This window comes from Neisseria oralis, from assembly GCF_045062685.1.
Taxonomy (GTDB): domain Bacteria; phylum Pseudomonadota; class Gammaproteobacteria; order Burkholderiales; family Neisseriaceae; genus Neisseria; species Neisseria oralis.
In genome coordinates, this window is record NZ_JBJGEB010000002.1 from 1 (window position 1) to 16,866 (window position 16,866).

Here is a 16,866-nt window from a genome sequence, read left to right on the forward strand (position 1 = left end):
TAATCCGTCATTCCCGCGCAGGCGGGAATCTAGGCCTGTCGGCATGGGAATCTGCTGGGGAACAGGCGGGAATCTAGGCCTGTCGGCATGGGAATCTGCTGGGGAAAAGTTTCCCAAGTTTCACATTCTGGATTCCCGCCTGCGTGCGAATGATGCGGCAGGTGTAGATTGGTTTAACCCCCCGACAAAACCGCCGAACCTCTCGAAACATTGAATTTACCAACCCAACCTATGCGTTGCCTATGATAGGGACGTTAAAGTCGGCATTGGTTTTTAAAATTCATATGTATATGTTTTATTTTATAAAATTTTACTTTTTGCGTGCATCGTTTAAAAAAAAGATGGAAATTTTAATATGCGGCGGGATTCTATCAGTATGAGTCCGTTTGGTTCGGATTCGTTTTTTAATGTGTAAAGGAGTTTATGATGAAAGTATTGGATAATGCGAAATTGTCTTCTGTTGCGGGCGGGGGGTTGTTTCAACTTGGTCCCGGTAATATTCTGATGCCAATCAGATTTTGGTTTAAAACCGAAGAGGATTGGCAACGTTTTTTGAATTTGGGCAATACTATAAAACGGTAGGCTGCGTTTTTGAAAAGAGCAAGCTGTGTAGCTTGCATCTTTGCTAACCGCGTGCGTGGTTCGCCATACATCTACCTGCGAGCGGCACAAACCTTAAAATCAACGTGTAGTGTATGCGGTACGCACGCGGTATTTGATTTAACCGAAACAATCTGCACAGCTTTTCCAAACAACAAAAGCCCATAGGTATGGTTCACTGCCTCAGGAAGCGTTTTATCAAGTACCTTTTTTAATTTATTGACGCTTTTATTTTGAAAACTGAGCAAGAAAAAACAGTAAACCTTTGTGATTTACTGTTTCAAAAATTGTTCTATTCAATTAGACAAACTGTTATTTTTCATCGTCTTTTCTTCTCATATATTCGTCATGCCACAATAATCTCATTAACAATCATGTAGGAAATGTCATTCCCAAATTCCAATTTGACGCACTGTAGATTATCCTCATTTTACATACTACATCTGAAAAGCCGTTATCCAAAAACATATTCCGGCTATAAGTGAAAGCGGAGTCATAACATATTTTTCTTTCCTACTTTTTGAAATCATGTTCATAACAGTATTCAAAGATAGGTAAGCGGCAAAGAAGAAACAAATATATTTAGTAACTTTAAAAGACAACCACAAGGAGATAAAACCTCCGGCTTGCAAAATAATTATCATTGCAAAAATTTGGATAGCCACCGAAATGACTGCCACAACTCTAAGTTTTTTAGGTAAGATTTTATGTTGTCCACCCATTGTAAATTCGCCCAAAGGCAAACCGCAAGCAACAAGCACTGTCATAGTTGCTATAACTCCAAATAATACTGCCCCTAATATTGAAAACATAAATCAATATTCTCCCCTCGCAAAATACAAAAAATTTCAGCAACTGTAGGTCGGATACTTGTATCCGACAAAACCTCTAACACTCCTGTTATTGTAATCCATTGCCGCAATACCCAAAATGTCGGATTCAAGAATCCGACCCACGCCCTAAAACCGATTTTCAGTTTGACTTAACCGGTAATCTATATATACATAAACAAATCTGTACAGCCCACCAAAACAACAAAATCCCATAGGTACGGCTCACCGCCTCAAGCGGCGTAATCGTAGTATGCGTGTTAAAGGCCGTCTGAAAGCATAGCTTCAACGAAGCTAAACCGCTTTTCAGACGGCCTTGTTTCTTTCATTTTCTCAAATCTCCTCAATCCGTCATTTGCGCGCAGGCGGAAATCCGGGCCTGTCGGCATGGGAATCTGCTGGGGAAAAGTTTCCCAAGTTTCACATTCTGGATTCCCGCCTGCGTGGGAATGATGCGGCAGGTGTAGATTGGTTTAAACCCCGACAAAACCGCCTAACCTTCTGAAACATTGAATTTACCAACCCAACCTATGCGTTGCCTATGATAGGGACGTTAAAGTCGGCGTTGGTTTTCAAAATTCATATGTATATGTTTTATTTTATAAAATTTTACTTTTTGCGTGCGTCGTTTAAAAAAAAGATGGAAATTTTAATATGCGGCGGGATTCTATCAGTATGAGTCCGTTTGGTTCGGATTCGTTTTTTAATGTGTAAAGGAGTTTATGATGAAAGTATTGGATACTGCGAAATTGTCTTCTGTTTCGGGCGGGAGGTTTCTGGTTATGCCTAGAGTTTTTTATAAACCCGAATGGCAGAAATGGCTGGATATTTTGATAGGGTAGGCTGCATTTTTGAAAAGAGGCCGTCTGAAAGTGGGTTTTAACTTCGTTGAAACTGTGCTTTCAGACGGCCTTTGTTTGATTTCGGACGGGAAGGGTGGCGACTGTTTATGGGCTAATGTTTTTCAGCTTTCTGCCTTTTGTTTCTTTGCTTGGAAACCAAAAGCATCTGCACAATCGGCATTATCATACCTGCGACATCATGAAGATGTTGCTTGTCGCCAACCCATTTCGGCAACTACTATAGGCTAGGCATTCTGCCGATGCGTCCGCACAGCCGAAGGGAAAGCCAGCGTAGCCTGCGTGAGTAGGGGGTGTGCCTTTGGCAAGCGCGCGTTGTTTGAAATTTTGTACCCGTGTGCGTGGCTACGCGACACACTCTGCCTATGACTATACGAACTTTGAAACCGATGCGGAGGGGACTGCGGTATGCACGCGGCAGCTTGTCTATTTTCCCAAAACTCAAAAAAGCAGCCTGCACTTTCCAATCCCCAAAGTGCAGGCTGCTTTTGTACCGTGCGGCGTGTTCAGGCGGCCAAAAATCCTATTTCGGCTGCTGAATATTAATCAAGCCTTTCAACACGCCGTCCAATCCGCCGTATACTGAAATCTTGTCGATTTTTTCGGTAACTTTTTCCAATGTTTCCAATTCTTTCAGACGCAGGGCGGTCGGGTTTTCCTCCATCACGCGCGCGGTGTTCAGCAGCGAGCGTGTGGCGGCAGTTTCCTCGCGGCGGCGGATGTTGTTGGCTTGGGCGGATTTTTCAGCTTCCACTACGCGCGTTAAGATGCTGCGGATTTCGCCCGGCAGGATAATGTCTTTCACGCCTGCGCTGTCGATTTCCGCGCCCTGCGGTACTTTGGCGCGGATGAGCGCGGTCAGCTCCGTATCCAAGCCCTGTTTGTCCGCCAACAGCGTGTCCATACTTTTACTGCCGATGAGCGCGCGGATGGCAAACTGCAATTCGCGGTAGAGATATTCTTCGGGCGATTGATGCTGGGCAAACCATTTGGGCGCGTCCGTAATCCGGTAGTTGCACACCACATTGGCGCGCACGGTAACCTTGTCTTCAGTCAGCAGCTCCTGTCCCGATACTTCGCAAGTCTGCAAACGCAAATCCGCCACTTGGCTGCCGACCGTCTGGTTTACCAGCCAATAGTGGTAACGCCCCTGCGTCAGAGGCGGTTGCTGCACGTTGTCGATATAGACCAAGCCCTGATGGTGTTCGGGTACGTTTACCGTGTGCACTGCATTTTTAAACACAGGATGGCCGCCGAAATTGATGTTCTGCAACTGCTTCACTGTATCCGCATCGATTGCCAAACCTTGGGATAAATCAATACGTTGGATTTCATACGGCTGAGCCGCTTCGCGCCAGAACCACGCTGCTTCTTTGGGGCGGATCAGGTTTTGCAGCTTGCCGTTTTGCGACCACAGCAGCAATTCGTTTTCGCCGGCTTCCACGCGCTGCCAATGCGCCGCTGCGAGTTCGGGATTTTGCGCCGCCCATTGCGCCAGTTGCGCCGTATTTTCATACACGGGTATGCCTGTATCGGCAAACAGGGCTTTATGTTCCTCGCCCAACAGCAGCACATAATCGCCTTCACCCAGCACGCGCATCAGGCGGTTGCGCTCGGTAATCAGCAGGCTTTCGTTGGCTTTAACGGTATATTTTTGCAGGGGTTTGTCCAACGTGGCGTGTGCCAGCAAAGCAGCCTGCACATTTTCGGGCAGCCAGTATTCGGTTTTCGGCTGCATGTGCGTTTCGATTTCGCCATTTTCAGGCAGCCAAAACGCTGCGTGTTCGCCGCTTGCCACGACCTTTGCGCCGAAATCCTGATGCCACGCCAACGTGTTTTGCCCCACAGGGGTTTCCAGCACCAGCCATTGCGGATTTTCAGGCTGCTCTTTCGCCCATTTCTGCGCGTCTTCCCATTGATGATACATTGCGTTGGCAGTGTGTTGCCGTTCGATTTCGATTTCGTTATTTTTCGCTCTCGCCTTGCTTTGCAGCAGATACCGCCCTTCGCCCAGCACGCGCTGCAAACGCCCGTTGATGCGGATAAGCAGGCGTTCGTGTTGCTCCACGACAAATTTCTCGCAGTTTGACGGCACTTGATTACGCAACAGCAGCGTTTCCTGCACGTTTTCAGGCAGCCAGTATTCGTTGTGCGCCAGCGTGAGCGTGTTCAATTCGCCCTTTTCAGGACGGAAAAACGCCCAATAGTCCGTATTGTCGGTCATGGTGAATACGGGCATTTCATCGTGCCATACCAGTGTATTGTGTCCGGCAGGGTTATGGACAATTTGCAGGAATTTTTCCGCCTTTTTGCGTTCCGAAGCGATTTTCAACAAACTGCCGATACCGTTCCACTGCACATGCAGCACGGTCGCGTCCTGTTTGTGTGTTTCAATTTCCTTGCCCCAATGCCAAATAGTGTGTTTCCCCGCATTGAGAACGGTGTACAGGCTGCCATCCAGCAGAACGATAAGGCGTTCGGTGGGTTTGACGACGAAATTTTTGAACATGACGTTTCCTTTTTAAAATGGATTGGGCTTGGGCATTTCCGTTGCCCCAAACCCCGTTTCAGGCCGCCTGAAAACGGCAACCCGAAGAAATAGGGGCAACCTGCCGCTGCCGCTTGTGCAACAGCCAGAGGCGGCGGGCCCGTGTGTGCATCGGGGAGCATGAAAGCAGCGCAGGGCTTAAGTTTCACATCTTGCCTAAACCGTTTTGCCGTGCGCCGGTAACATGCCCGCCTTTGCGTCAGCCGGGCCGCAAGCCTTGCCCGTTGTCCTTGCGGTGTGGCGGCGGATAGGTTTCAGACGACCCTAATGGTGCAGGCTGCCTGAAACGCCGTCCGACACCGCGCCGCTCAGAAAGCGGCAGCAGCAGGTTGCGGTACTGCGTTTTTGGTTTTTGAGACCAATAAATGTCGGTTTTACAAACCATTTTCTATCGTGACAGGATAGTGTCGGATAAAGCCCCGACAGGCTTGGTTTTGAATACAGGAATCGAACCTGTTACACAAAGATTATGAGTCCTTTGCTCTACCCAATGAGCTAATTCAAATGCTTGTGTTGCGGGAATCGAACCCGCGTTTGCAGAACATCGTTCTGCCGCTTTAACCGCTTAGCTAAACACAATTCCATCAGCTTTGTGTTATGGGATTCGAACCCATGTTTGCGGACCCTATGCCCGCCGTCTTTTCCAGCTAGACGAAACACGCTTTTGCCTTTGGTTTTCTGCTTTCCGCCACTTTCGTAGCGCAGGATACGGAATCGGCACGCCGCCCGCACAGTTCTGCCTGCCGTTAAACATGCAGAGCCGCCGCTAATCGCTTTGAAAAGCATGGACGGATTGTATTAAAAAGGCAGCCTGAAAACAAATATTGATTTTGCAGCAAGTCGTAGCCTGTATCTCCATCAGCCGCGTGCGTGGCTACGCCACATAAGCTACCTGCGGGAGGCATAAATTTAAAACCAACGTGTAGGGTGTGTGCGGTACGCACGCACGCGTATTTGCCGTTCAAACCATTGTTTCAAACTTTCAGACGACCTCAAACATCGTCTGAAAACCTCTTAGCGTAAAGGTCGTTTGAAAACCGTGAATCTGTTTTCAGACGACCTTGTGTTTGAATAGCAACCGTAGCAAACTGTAGCCGGCATCTCCACCTGTGTGGAGGGATAGGGTACGGGGATTAAGGTGGGCTGCTGTTTGGGGCGGAGTGATGATTTTAATATTTGAAATTTTAGAAGGGATTATGCAATGGAAAATCTAGAAAAACGGACTCAAGAAGTTGTCTTTCAAACTTGTTTGTTATTGATTAAACATTTCCGAAACTTAATTGAATTCCAAAACGAAACCAATCAAAGCCGTCTTGGGTACAACTCAAGAATTTTTGAACATATGTTGCACAAAGAGGATTCTTTTGTGTTTTTAGGAAAGTCAGAAAAAGCTGCTACTGCTACATCTCGATGTCGTCTCGAGCATGTAGTTCCCTGCTCTTATATGATTGATGAGTTGGATAAATTGATTAAACGAAATGAGTATTCTGATGAAGAATTAGCTACAGCACTTCAAAAAAATTGGAAAGTGGCTCGTATTACTTTGGAAGAGGCCAAATATTTAGATGCTAAATTGGGAGCAGGATTGAAAAATAAAATGCCAGATGGTTGGGATTTTATGGTAGGACGGCCGGAGGAAAGATTGGAAGTAGCTGGTATTAAGTTGCTACCTGAGCAAGCGTAGCCTGCATCCACCCCAACCGCGTGCGTGGCTACGCCACACACCCTACCTGCGGGCAGCACAGACTTTAAAACCGACGTGCAGGGTGTGTGCGGTACGCACGCGTTCTTTGCCGTTTAAACCGTTGTTTCAAAATTTCAGACGATCTTAAACGTCGTCTGAAAATCTTTAGCATAAAGGCCGTCTGAAGACCAATTTTGAGTTTTCAGACGGCCTTTTGCTGATTTTGGGTAGCGGATACGGTTGTTTAAGAGCTGATTTCCTCCAGCGTCCTGCCTTTTGTTTCTTCGCCCAATGCCAAAATCACCAATACAATCAGCATCATTACGCCGGCGAACATCATGAATATATTGCCGAATCCGCCGCTGCCGCCGACCATTTTGGCGACCACCATAGGCGCAAGAATGCCGCCCGCGCGTCCGATTGCGCCCGCCCAGCCGGAAGCGAAGGCACGGAAGCGGAGGGGGTAGAGTTCGGGCGTGTAGGTGTATAAAACGCCCCATGCGCCGAGGTTGAAGAAAGACATCAGGCTGCCCCATGCCATGACTTCGGCGGCGCTGTTGCTTTGCCCGAAAAACCACGCGCAGACGGCACAGGCGGCGAGAAAACCCGCCAAAGTCGCTTTGCGCCCGATTTTTTCCACCAATGCCGCCGCCGCGATGTAGCCGGGCAGTTGCGCGACAATCATCACCAGCACATATTCAAAGGTTTTGACCACCGTATTGCCTTGTTCGACCAAGAGTTTCGGCAGCCAAGTAAAAATGCCGTAATAGGAAAAGACAATGCCGAACCAAACCAGCCACAGCATCAGCGTGCGCCGTGCGAAAGGCTGTTGCCATAGTTGCATAAAACGGATGCGCTGTTTTTCCTGTTGCGGCGGTGCTACGGCTGTTGCGGCGGGCGTAATTCCCGCTTCCTCTTCCAAGCGGCTGACCAGCCGATGTGCTTCGTCCGTTTTGCCTTGCGAGAGCAGGTAGGGTACGGATTCGGGTATGAATTTCAACACCAGCGGGATATACAAAATCGGCAGCGCGCCGATTAAAAACGCGCTGTGCCAGCCGAATTTTGGGATAAAGAAATAGGAAGCGAGTGCGGCGGCAAGCCAGCCTAAGCCCCAAAAACTTTCCAGCAACACGATAAAGCGTCCGCGTACTTTCGGCGGGGCGTATTCGCTGACCAATGACACCGCGACGGGAAGCTGTCCGCCCAGTCCTACGCCGACAAAGAAGCGGCAGGTAAGCAGTGTTGCGATGTCGGGGGCGAAGGCGCATAGGCCCGTCGCCGTGCTGTACACCGCCATGGTCGCGGCAAATACGGTTTTCCTTCCGAAGCGGTCTGCCAGCCAGCCGCTCGATACTGCCCCCAGTGCCATGCCGATAAAGGCAATGCTGACTATCCAACCCAGTTGCGCCGGCTGCAAACCCCATTCTTTGCCTAATTCGGGCAATATAAACGACACGATGCCGGTATCCATTGCGTCAAACAACCAGCCTATACCGACCAATACCAGTAATTTGTAGTGAAACCTGCCCGGCGGTAATGCTTGCAGGCGGGAAAGAATGTCCATCTTGATTCTCCTTTGGGGTTTTGAGGAAACATATATAGCAGATTCGCTTGGTTTTTGATACGGTACCTGACGGCATGGATGCTTTTGATTTGGACTTACAGTAGAGTTTTTGCGAAATTGGGTGTTACCGGAAAGCAGACCCGGTGCTTGAGCGTGTACTGAAAACGTTTGAGGCCGTCTGAAAATTTTCAGACGGCCTTTTTCTAAACATCCATCCCGTTTTGTGCACAATGTTCCCTTACCCGCGCTTTGCCGTCCGCATCCAAACGCTGGTAAAGGTCGATAACTTCGTCGGCGGAGGCGGTGTTTTCCGGCTGCGCCGTGCCGAACAGGGAGCGTACATAATCATCCGCCGGATGGTTTTGAATATCCTGAGGCGTATCGACCTGCACCAGCCTGCCTTGGTGCATCACGCCGATACGGCAGGCGAGCTTGGCGGCTTCGTTCATGTCGTGGGTAACGAAAACGATGGTAGTGCCGAGTTTTTTATGAATCAGCGACACGGTTTCCTGAAGGGAAGCGCGGGCGAGCGGGTCGAGGGCGGAAAAGGGTTCGTCCATCAACAAGATGTCGGGTTTGGCGGCGATGGCGCGCAGGATGCCGATGCGCTGCTGTTCGCCGCCGGAGAGTTCGTGCGGATAGCGGTTTAGGTAGGTTTCGGGCGGCATACCGACCAGCTCGAGCAGTTCGTTCACACGCGATGTGCGCTTCGGTTTGTCCCAGCCCAAAATGTCGGGCATCAGTTCGATGTTCTGCCGCACGGTCATGGTGGGGAACAGGGCGATTTGTTGCAGCACATAACCGATGCGGTGGCGCAGCCCGCGGATGTCGTAATCTTTGATACGTCTGCCGTTGAAATAAACATCGCCGTCGGTCGGCTCGGTCAGCGCGTTAATCATGCGTAGCGTGGTGGATTTGCCGCTGCCTGAACCGCCCACTAACACGAAAAACTCACCTTGATAAATGGTGAGGTTCAGTTCGTTCACAGCGGTGTGGTTGTCGTAGTGTTTGTTGACGTTTTTGAATTCGATCAGCGGGGTGGATGCGGATGGCGGAATCATTGGCTAAACCTTATTGATAACACGATAAATGGCGGCAAAGGGGCGGTGTTGAAGCTGATTAATGGTGCCCGTAATGAAGATGTCTTTCGACGGGCAATAAAAGGCGAAGCTGCCGCTGCTGCCGCTATGACCGATAATTTCCGGAGCCGGAAAAAATGGCGACAATATGCGCGGAATTTTGAGTTGCATCATACCGCTGCCGTATTTCAGCGGTATGAATTGTATGCGGCGAAAGTCTGGATGGGTAAGGTGATTTTTAGAAAACAGCTGCCCCCTCATGAACGCCTGCAAAAATCGCATCAATTCATAATTGGTCGCCACAATACCGCCTTGCGCCATTTGTGCCGATAGATATTTGAGCCAAAAGGCAGCGTGGGAACCGTTATAAATGGGCGTAATATTATTTTCGTCAGCTGTGCAGTAATGCGTGTTTTTAAGTCCGAGCGGTTGGCAAATGGTTTCTGTCAATAAGGCAGGCAAGGTTTTGCCGGTGAGGGTTTCGCAGATTTCGCCTAGTAACAACGCATTGATGTCGGCATAGTAAGCACGGCTGCCCGGTTTGCCTTTGGGCGGCAATGCAGCCACCAGCCGCAGCGACTCCGCAACGTCTACCGCGCGGTCGTGGCGCAGGACTTCCTCAAACAATACGGTACCGTCGGGCAATTTATCCAATTCGTGATTGGCAAAACCGGAAGTTTGATCAATCAAGTGTTGCACGGTGACTTCTTTGGCATTGGGTAAACAGCCGACTTTATCCGCCGGCAGTAAATCAACAAGCCGTGATGTATAGGCGAGCAGCTGTTTATCTATTAGCGCAAAGGTCATCGCATGGGTATAGAGCTTCGAGATGCTGGCAATGGCAAAAGGGGAATCGCAGCTCATCCCGCCCTTTGATAGCTCCGCAACTTTTTGTTTGCCGCGATAGGCCAGCACCGTCGCTTGGTGAATTTTTTTGTTGCTGAGAATGGTGTTTTCCATAAAACCCCCTTTGCTGGAGTGGCTGCAGCCGAGCGGATGTACCGATAGTTTTGAAAGTCATGTAACAGCCTGACACGACTAAAAGCTAAACATGGCAAACAAGCTCGCTACGCTTTAGTCGTTTGCATTTCCTTTAGTAAATATACTTTCAACCACTTCGACAAAGCGGCGCGGCTCATGTTCCAATAATTTCGGCAGGTCGTCTGAAACGGCGGCAAGTTCGCCTTTGGCAATGGCGGTGTAGGTGGAAACCCACGCTTCAATCTGCCAATCGGGCGTGTCAGGGTACGCGGCTTTGCGGCTGGCAAAGGCTTCTTCCACGGTTTCATTATGGTAGCGGTGCGGTTTGCCGGTGATTTCGGTTAAAACGGCGGCTATTTCAGCAAAACTCAATGATTGAGAGCCGGTCAGCGTGTAGGTCTGATTATCGTGGCGGTGGTTGCCGCATGCGATGTCGGCGATGACGTTTGCCGCCGCTTGGGCGACATCGCGCTGCGAAACGCAGGCAACGCGCCCGTCGTCGGCAGGGCCTGCGATGATGCCGTCTGCGTTGGCAATCGTTGCCATCATCTCACTGTAAAAATTGTCGCGCAGAAAGGTGTAGCGCATATTCGTTTGCAGGATTGCATTTTCAGTAACCGCATGGGTACGCGCCAGCGTGAAGGTGCTGTCCAACGCCGCCTGTGCAAAAGAGAGATAGACAATGTGTTTTACGCCCGCTTCCGAAGCAGTCTGCACCAAAGTCAAATGCTCCTGTTCGCGCGTCGGGCTTTCGGCGGCGGACACCATAAACAGCACGTCCACCCCGTTTAACGCCTGCTTGGCAAGCTCCAAATCGCCATAGGCAAACCGCCGCGCTTCGCAGTTCGGCAGGTCGGGCGCTTTGGCGGGGTTGCGCAGCGGCAGGATAAGCGGCAAGCCGCGTGTGTTTAGATGACGGGCGACCATGCCGCCGATGTTGCCGCTGGAACCGGTGATGGCGATGTTCATGTTGTTTTCCTTATGCGTTTTCAAAAGGGATAGCTTTGCCGTTTGCAGGATTTCTGTCAAACCATGTGCAGGCTGCTTTTTGGGTTTCAGGTAGCCTTATTCGTTCACCACCACCACTTTCCCAAATCCGTCCGCGCTTTGTAAAAAGCGGTGGGCTTCGGGAACTTGTTCCAATGCAAACACGCGTTCAATTAAGATTTTCACATCAAACTGCCGGATATAGTCAAACATCGCATCCAGCTTGGCTTGCGACACATTGCCCGAATAAAAGGCGGTGAGATAGCTGTTGTTTTTGAGTTCGATAATCGGATCAAAATCGTTCACGTACCATATGTTACCAAGCTGCCCTGTGTTGCAGACGATGCCGTGTTCGTTGATGTGGGAGAAAGAATCACGCAAAGTTGCCGGCCCGACCAATTCCAGAATTTTGTCGTAGCTTTGGTCGGTTTGTATTTTGCCATCGGCTTCAGTAATCACTTCGTCAAATCCGACCGCCTGCAAACGGGCAGCTTTGGCAGGATTACGCGTTGAACCGTGCAGTACGATATGCGGAAACTGCGCTTTGAGCAACTGTGCAAAGGCTACGCCCACGCCGCTGCCTGCACCACGCACCAGCACACGATCTTGCGGCGCGATACGAAGCTGCTGCAATGAGCCGAATGCGGTGTAGTAGGTTTCGGGAATTGCGGCAAGGGTTGTCCAATCCAAATCGGTATGAACAGGGTAGATTTGCTCGTTGGGCAGCAACACATATTCGGCGTAGCTGCCGTCAAAGGCGCGCCCCATTTCGCCCATAATAGAGACGACCTTTTGTCCGACCGCCAGCGCGGGCGTGGAACTTTGCGCCACTTCGCCTACACATTCAATGCCCAAAATGCGCGGAAATTGGACAGACGGCGATTTGCCTTCACGCGTGAAAATCTCGGAATGGTTGATGCCGAAGCCTTTGATTTTTACCAGTGACCAATCCTCTTTGATATCAGGTGTTGGCACGTCTTGATAAATCAGTTGTTCCGGACCGCCGGCTTGGTAGATTTTTACGGCTTTCATCTTATCTCTTTCCTTTCTCCAAATAATCCTAGGCCACGTTTTCCGTGCTTTCGCCTCGCACTTTCACGCGGTAGTTTATTTCATTTCGCTCATTCGAAAAGCAGGGCGGTAGCGGCAAGCGCGGATAGTTTGGATTTCATGGACGTTTTTTAAAGTGAGGGAAAGGGGTATTTTAGGAATATCATGCGGTTGCGGCAAGCGGAGGGGTGTGGCAAGCGTAGGTTGAGTCGAGACCCAACAAACCGTTTAATCTATCTAAAACGTTGGATTTATCAACCTAATCTACCTACTTAGACAATAAAATTACCCAAGTCGTCAGGTTGATTGTAAGGGTCGTCTGAAAAATAAAAAGCAGTCCGCAACTTCATTTTGAAGATGCGGACTGCTTTTGTTTGGACTCGGCTAAGGCCGCCCCTTTAGGCGGCTGCCAAACTATTTTCTCTCCAATCTTTCCAATAAGTCCTGCGGGGCAACATATTCTAAAGCATTCCCTGATTTGAATGGTACTAGGAATCTATATTCTCCAAGTTTGCTTAAATCGCTGCGGGCAGTATTTAAAGAAATACCGTATTGGTTTGCAATTTCTTGTGCAGTAAAGATTTTTCCGCTTTCTTCCACCGCTTTTTGCAGGATGCCGATTTGCCGCTGGTTCAACTTTCCTATCTTTTCGGTATACTGGGCAATCGCTGCTTTGAATTCCTGCTGGTGTTTTTGTTTGTCGGAAATATAGTTTTCCAAATCGGTAACTGCCCGCTTGATAATGTCGCATTGGTAATAGATGAAATAGGTTAAATCCAAATCGTCGGTTTCTGCATGCAGATAGGATTTGGCGTATTGGGCAGGGGCGTTTTTCAGCAGACGGCTGATGGATATGTATTCAAACAGCCAGTAGCCGTTTTTGAGCATAAACCAATAGAACAAAGCCCGCGCCGTCCGCCCATTGCCGTCGCCGAACGGGTGGATATAGCCGATGAGGAAATGCAGAATAATTGCTTGGACAACCGGATGAATAAACGGATTTTCTGAGCCGTCATAAGTGTTGTTGGCAAACGTGCATACCGCTTCCATCAGCGTATGAACCTGCCCGTGCGGCGGCGGTTGGTACAGGCTATTGCCGTCGTTATCGGCGATAAAGATTTCGTTGTCCCGCCTGAATTGCCCGGGCTCGGCCTTGTTTTCAATGGCGTTACTGGTGGCAATGCGGTGTAAATCCAAAATCATTTCAACGCTCAACGACGTATTTTTCAATTCCACCGCTTTTTTCATCAGGTGATAGTTGTTCACTATCATGATTTCGTCTTTGGTTTTGGGCTTGCGCTGCGATTTGAGCATATCCTTGGCCACTTTGCGCGTGGTGGCCGCGCCTTCCAGTTGGGCGGATGTAATCGCTTCTTCCATAATCAGGGATTTGAGCAGAAACCTATTTTGCTCGCTTCTGCCGAAGCCGCCCAGACTGGACGTGCCGATAGTGCTGCCGCAGCTTTTGTCAATCAAATGAAGCCGTGCCTGCAAGGAGTCGGGAATGCAGAACCAAAACCGATGCCTGAACGGAAAATCAATCGGTTTTTGGATTTTCATGCGGCTCTCCTTGACGGCGCGCCATTTCATTCGTGTGTCCTCCGTATGAATTCGGCGGAATTTGTCCCAATGCAGGTAGGTTCCGTTTTCATCGGTTACGGAGAATTCAGAATAATCTTTGATTTCAGTAAGAAAATTTGAAATATCCATGTCGGGATTGTCAGTGGCGGAGTGAAACAGCTCGGCGGTTTGCACCATCTTTTCGGTAAGATGCTGTACATATTCCTGCTGCAACAGGGCAAATTCCGGAGGCCTGGAGATTTTCATGATAAATACCAAAATCGCGCAATTTTTTATAATTGAGTTATTTTAGTCAAATTTTAGAGAGGTGAAAAGTATTAAAATGAAAATTGGTAAGTAAGCATAGTCTTCATAAATAGAGGAGGGTGGTATCTACCATCTTGAAAAAAATAACTGGTTCAGGCAGTATTTATTGTTTTCAGACGGCCTTTTTTAGATTAGCTGTAAAGGTCGTCTGAAAAGCAAAAAAAGCAGTCCGCAACTTCATTTTGAAGGTGCGGACTGCTTTTGTTTGGACTCAGTTAAGGTTGTACTTTGAGGATACCTTGCACCACCTACAACCGTTTAGCGGAATTCAAAGAACTCTAAATGTTGCGACCGCGTTTTCAGGCTGCCTGAGATGCTGCGTGTGAAACTGCGGCTGCCGCAGAGCCATAGGCTGCGGTTTGTGCTGTCGCGGACGGTTTGGCCGATATGTTCGGCGGTGAGCCTTTGGGTTTCGGAGGGGATATAGTGGAAATTGACATTGGCTTGCTGCGCTAAATTTTGCCAGTGGGCGAGCGTTTCGGCAGGCAGGTTTCTATCGGCATGAAACCAGTCTATTGGCTGGGTGGCGGGCTGTTTGGCGAGTTCGTTGAGTCGTGCGAGAAAAGGGGTAAAGCCGATGCCGTTGCTGACCCAGATTTGCGCTTGCTTGTCGGAAAAGTCGAAACGTCCGTATGCGCCGTCGATTTGAACGGTGTCGCCGATGTTCAGGCGTTGCGGCAGGCGGTGGGTGTAGTCGCCCAAGTCTTTGATCACGAGCGTGAGTTGTTGGTTATCAGGCTGCCAGTCGGAGGCGATGGTGAAGGGGTGGCTTTCTCCGTGTGCGCGTAAAAAGAGGAATTGACCTGCGCGGTGTCCCTGCCATTTCGGGGCGTTCAGGGTCAGGGAGAGCAGATTGCCGTTTTGATTTAGGGAGGATACGGTGGCGTTTTGCGGTTTGCCGATGCGTTTGAATAGGGCAATCAGCGAGCAGGCGATGCCTGCAAGCAAGGCGGCGATGAGCAGCCAGCCCAGCGGTTGCGACCAGTAGGCAAAATTTGCCAGTACGATGGTGTGCCACACGAGCGCGAGATAAACGGGGACGATAAGTATGTGGAGTTTGGCAAACCAGCGGTAGGGTATGCGTTTGATGAGGGCGGCGACAAGCAGGACGAGGGCAACATAAAAAGCGATTTCGCCAACTTCTTCGGCAAAGTGGCGTTGGGTAGCCAGCCAATCTTTTAATGTCAATATTTCCTGCATCGGCGGACGCGGCGGCTTTTTGCCGTCAAACAGACCGAGCTTTACCAGCCATTTGGGGAATTGCTTACTGGTCCAGTGCAGGATGCTGCCTGAAAGGGCAATGATGCCGAACCATTTGTGCAGGCGGTACATTTTGTCCAGCCCGCCGAGCGGGGTCTCCAGTATTTTGGGGCGCACGGCAAGTATCAGGCAGGCACTCATGGCCAGTATGCTGATGGTGCCTGTGAGTTGCAGCAATAGGTTGCGTACGGGAAATACGCCCCACTGATCTGGAAATGATGTAGCAAGCAGCCATAAAGCGAAGATGCCGCCAAAGAATATGGCTAAGGTAAATTTAATGTTTTTCATGGTAGTGGTCCTTACGGATAGGAATATGAAGCGGTCTGCGCCGTTTGTGGGGATTGTATGTGGGGAAAATTAGGTGGAAATTATTGGTGTGGGTCAGGGTGGGAAGGGTTTACCTGTTGAGGTCGTCTGAAAAGTTTAAAACAACCTGACCTTTTCAGACGACCTGAAAAGCAGCAACCCGTTTCATCGGCCATGATTCCGTTGTCCAAACGCGTTCAAATTCTTCGGCGAAACCGTGTTGTGCGGCGTAGGTTTGCAATTGTTGCAGCCAGGTTTTCGGGGCGATGTCGGCGGCGGCGCGGGTGGTGTGCAGCAGGTAGGGGCGGGTATCGTAGGCGCGGATGATGTGTTGGCTGACGGCGTTTAGGGCTTGGGGATTGTGGTCGGTTTGTCGGGCGATTTTTTCGTATTGCGACAGGGCGGCGGTTTTTGCGGTTTCGTGTTCGGCGGCGGTTTGCGGGCTGTTTCGGGCGGTGGTGGCCTGGATGGTAATCAGGGGCGGCAGTTGCCCTTCGGTAAGCGCGGCGGCGAGGCGCAGGTGTCCGTCTAAAATCAGCCAGCGGTCAGACTGGGCGGAGAGTTCGTACACCAAGACGGGCGGCAGTTGGTTTTGCTGTGCGCGTTTGCGCCAATATTTCAGACGACCGTCTTCGGCGTAGTGGGTTTTCAGGGCGATGAAGCGTTCGGTCTGGGTATAAAAATTGTTGTCCAGCGCGTCGAAACGGCTGCCTGAAAACAGCCATTTATGGTAGTTTTCGTCGGTTTCAGGCTGCCCTACGGCGGTGTCGTGCCAGCATTCACCCCATTGCGGGGGCAGGGTTTGGGCGGGGCGGTAGTCGAAGTGCCATTCGCCGATGCCAAACAGTCCTGCGTTGTGGGTGGCGAGTTGTTCGATGAAATATTTGTTCCAAAACAGGCCTTGCTTTGCGGCGGGTTGGCGGGCGATATGTTCGTTTACGCGGCTGCCGATGTGCCCGACGGGTTGGTATGTCTGCCAGCTTTCGGCGTAGCTGCGGACGAGGTAAACGTCGTATAAATCGTGGCTGTGGAACGACCAGAGCACGGGTTCATCTTGGCAAGTCAGGCTGAGGCTGATGCCGTCGGGTGTGTGGAGTTTCAGACGACCTTGCGTTTGACGGTCGATATGCAGGGCAAGGCTGTTTGGGGAGGCGGGATAGTGGGTAAGGCTGCCGCTGTATTGTTCCAGCGCGGCGGTTAGCGATTGGTAGTGCATGGGGTGTCCTTTGT

12 protein-coding genes and 2 tRNA genes are annotated in these 16,866 nt (G+C 50.1%); 2 read left to right on the plus strand and 12 right to left on the minus strand.

The features are described from left to right. Positions 1-423 precede the first annotated feature (423 nt). Complete coding sequence (locus tag ACI43T_RS01970; protein WP_405385392.1) at positions 424-582, plus strand: hypothetical protein; 159 nt, start codon at positions 424-426, stop codon at positions 580-582. A 455-nt stretch (positions 583-1,037) separates the two neighbouring features. Here ACI43T_RS01970 and ACI43T_RS01975 read toward each other — a convergent pair whose 3' ends face one another. The 4 genes from ACI43T_RS01975 to ACI43T_RS01990 form a co-directional block, all read right to left on the minus strand. Beyond that, positions 1,038-1,412: a hypothetical protein gene (locus ACI43T_RS01975; protein WP_405385393.1), complete on the minus strand. Its 375-nt coding sequence runs from the start codon at positions 1,410-1,412 to the stop codon at positions 1,038-1,040. Between the two features lie 1,401 nt (positions 1,413-2,813). Continuing rightward, positions 2,814-4,799, minus strand: a complete 1,986-nt coding sequence (locus ACI43T_RS01980) for a slipin family protein (RefSeq protein WP_405385394.1) — start codon at positions 4,797-4,799, stop codon at positions 2,814-2,816. 468 nt (positions 4,800-5,267) lie between these two features. After that, positions 5,268-5,343, minus strand: a tRNA-Met gene (locus ACI43T_RS01985). A 2-nt stretch (positions 5,344-5,345) separates the two neighbouring features. Further along, positions 5,346-5,417: transfer RNA gene (locus tag ACI43T_RS01990), tRNA-Ile, on the minus strand. A gap of 622 nt (positions 5,418-6,039) precedes the next feature. On the opposite strand from ACI43T_RS01990, the gene ACI43T_RS01995 reads away from it, so the two are divergent. Beyond that, positions 6,040-6,522 (plus strand): hypothetical protein, encoded by a 483-nt coding sequence (locus ACI43T_RS01995; RefSeq protein WP_377080079.1) that lies wholly within the window; start codon positions 6,040-6,042, stop codon positions 6,520-6,522. A gap of 244 nt (positions 6,523-6,766) precedes the next feature. Here ACI43T_RS01995 and ACI43T_RS02000 read toward each other — a convergent pair whose 3' ends face one another. The 8 genes from ACI43T_RS02000 to ACI43T_RS02035 all read right to left on the minus strand — a co-directional run bounded on the left by ACI43T_RS02000 (position 6,767) and on the right by ACI43T_RS02035 (position 16,852). Further along, positions 6,767-8,086, minus strand: a complete 1,320-nt coding sequence (locus ACI43T_RS02000) for an MFS transporter (protein WP_377080077.1) — start codon at positions 8,084-8,086, stop codon at positions 6,767-6,769. Positions 8,087-8,289: 203 nt separating this feature from the next. Then, complete coding sequence (locus ACI43T_RS02005; protein WP_405385395.1) at positions 8,290-9,147, minus strand: ABC transporter ATP-binding protein; 858 nt, start codon at positions 9,145-9,147, stop codon at positions 8,290-8,292. A 3-nt stretch (positions 9,148-9,150) separates the two neighbouring features. Then, positions 9,151-10,125, minus strand: a complete 975-nt coding sequence (locus tag ACI43T_RS02010) for a serine hydrolase domain-containing protein (RefSeq protein WP_405385396.1) — start codon at positions 10,123-10,125, stop codon at positions 9,151-9,153. Positions 10,126-10,239: 114 nt separating this feature from the next. After that, complete coding sequence (locus ACI43T_RS02015) at positions 10,240-11,115, minus strand: SDR family oxidoreductase (protein ID WP_405385397.1); 876 nt, start codon at positions 11,113-11,115, stop codon at positions 10,240-10,242. Positions 11,116-11,211: 96 nt separating this feature from the next. Beyond that, the gene (locus ACI43T_RS02020; protein ID WP_405385398.1) at positions 11,212-12,165 is read right to left on the minus strand and encodes a zinc-binding alcohol dehydrogenase family protein; all 954 of its coding nucleotides are present in this window, start codon (positions 12,163-12,165) and stop codon (positions 11,212-11,214) included. A gap of 432 nt (positions 12,166-12,597) precedes the next feature. Continuing rightward, a complete protein-coding gene (locus ACI43T_RS02025) occupies positions 12,598-14,010 on the minus strand; it encodes a Fic family protein (RefSeq protein ID WP_377080067.1) in 1,413 nt (470 codons plus the stop codon). 318 nt (positions 14,011-14,328) lie between these two features. Next, positions 14,329-15,618: a ferredoxin reductase family protein gene (locus ACI43T_RS02030; RefSeq protein ID WP_377080065.1), complete on the minus strand. Its 1,290-nt coding sequence runs from the start codon at positions 15,616-15,618 to the stop codon at positions 14,329-14,331. A gap of 154 nt (positions 15,619-15,772) precedes the next feature. Beyond that, on the minus strand, positions 15,773-16,852 hold the full coding sequence (locus ACI43T_RS02035) for a hypothetical protein (RefSeq protein WP_377080063.1): 1,080 nt from the start codon (positions 16,850-16,852) through the stop codon (positions 15,773-15,775). Positions 16,853-16,866 lie beyond the last annotated feature (14 nt).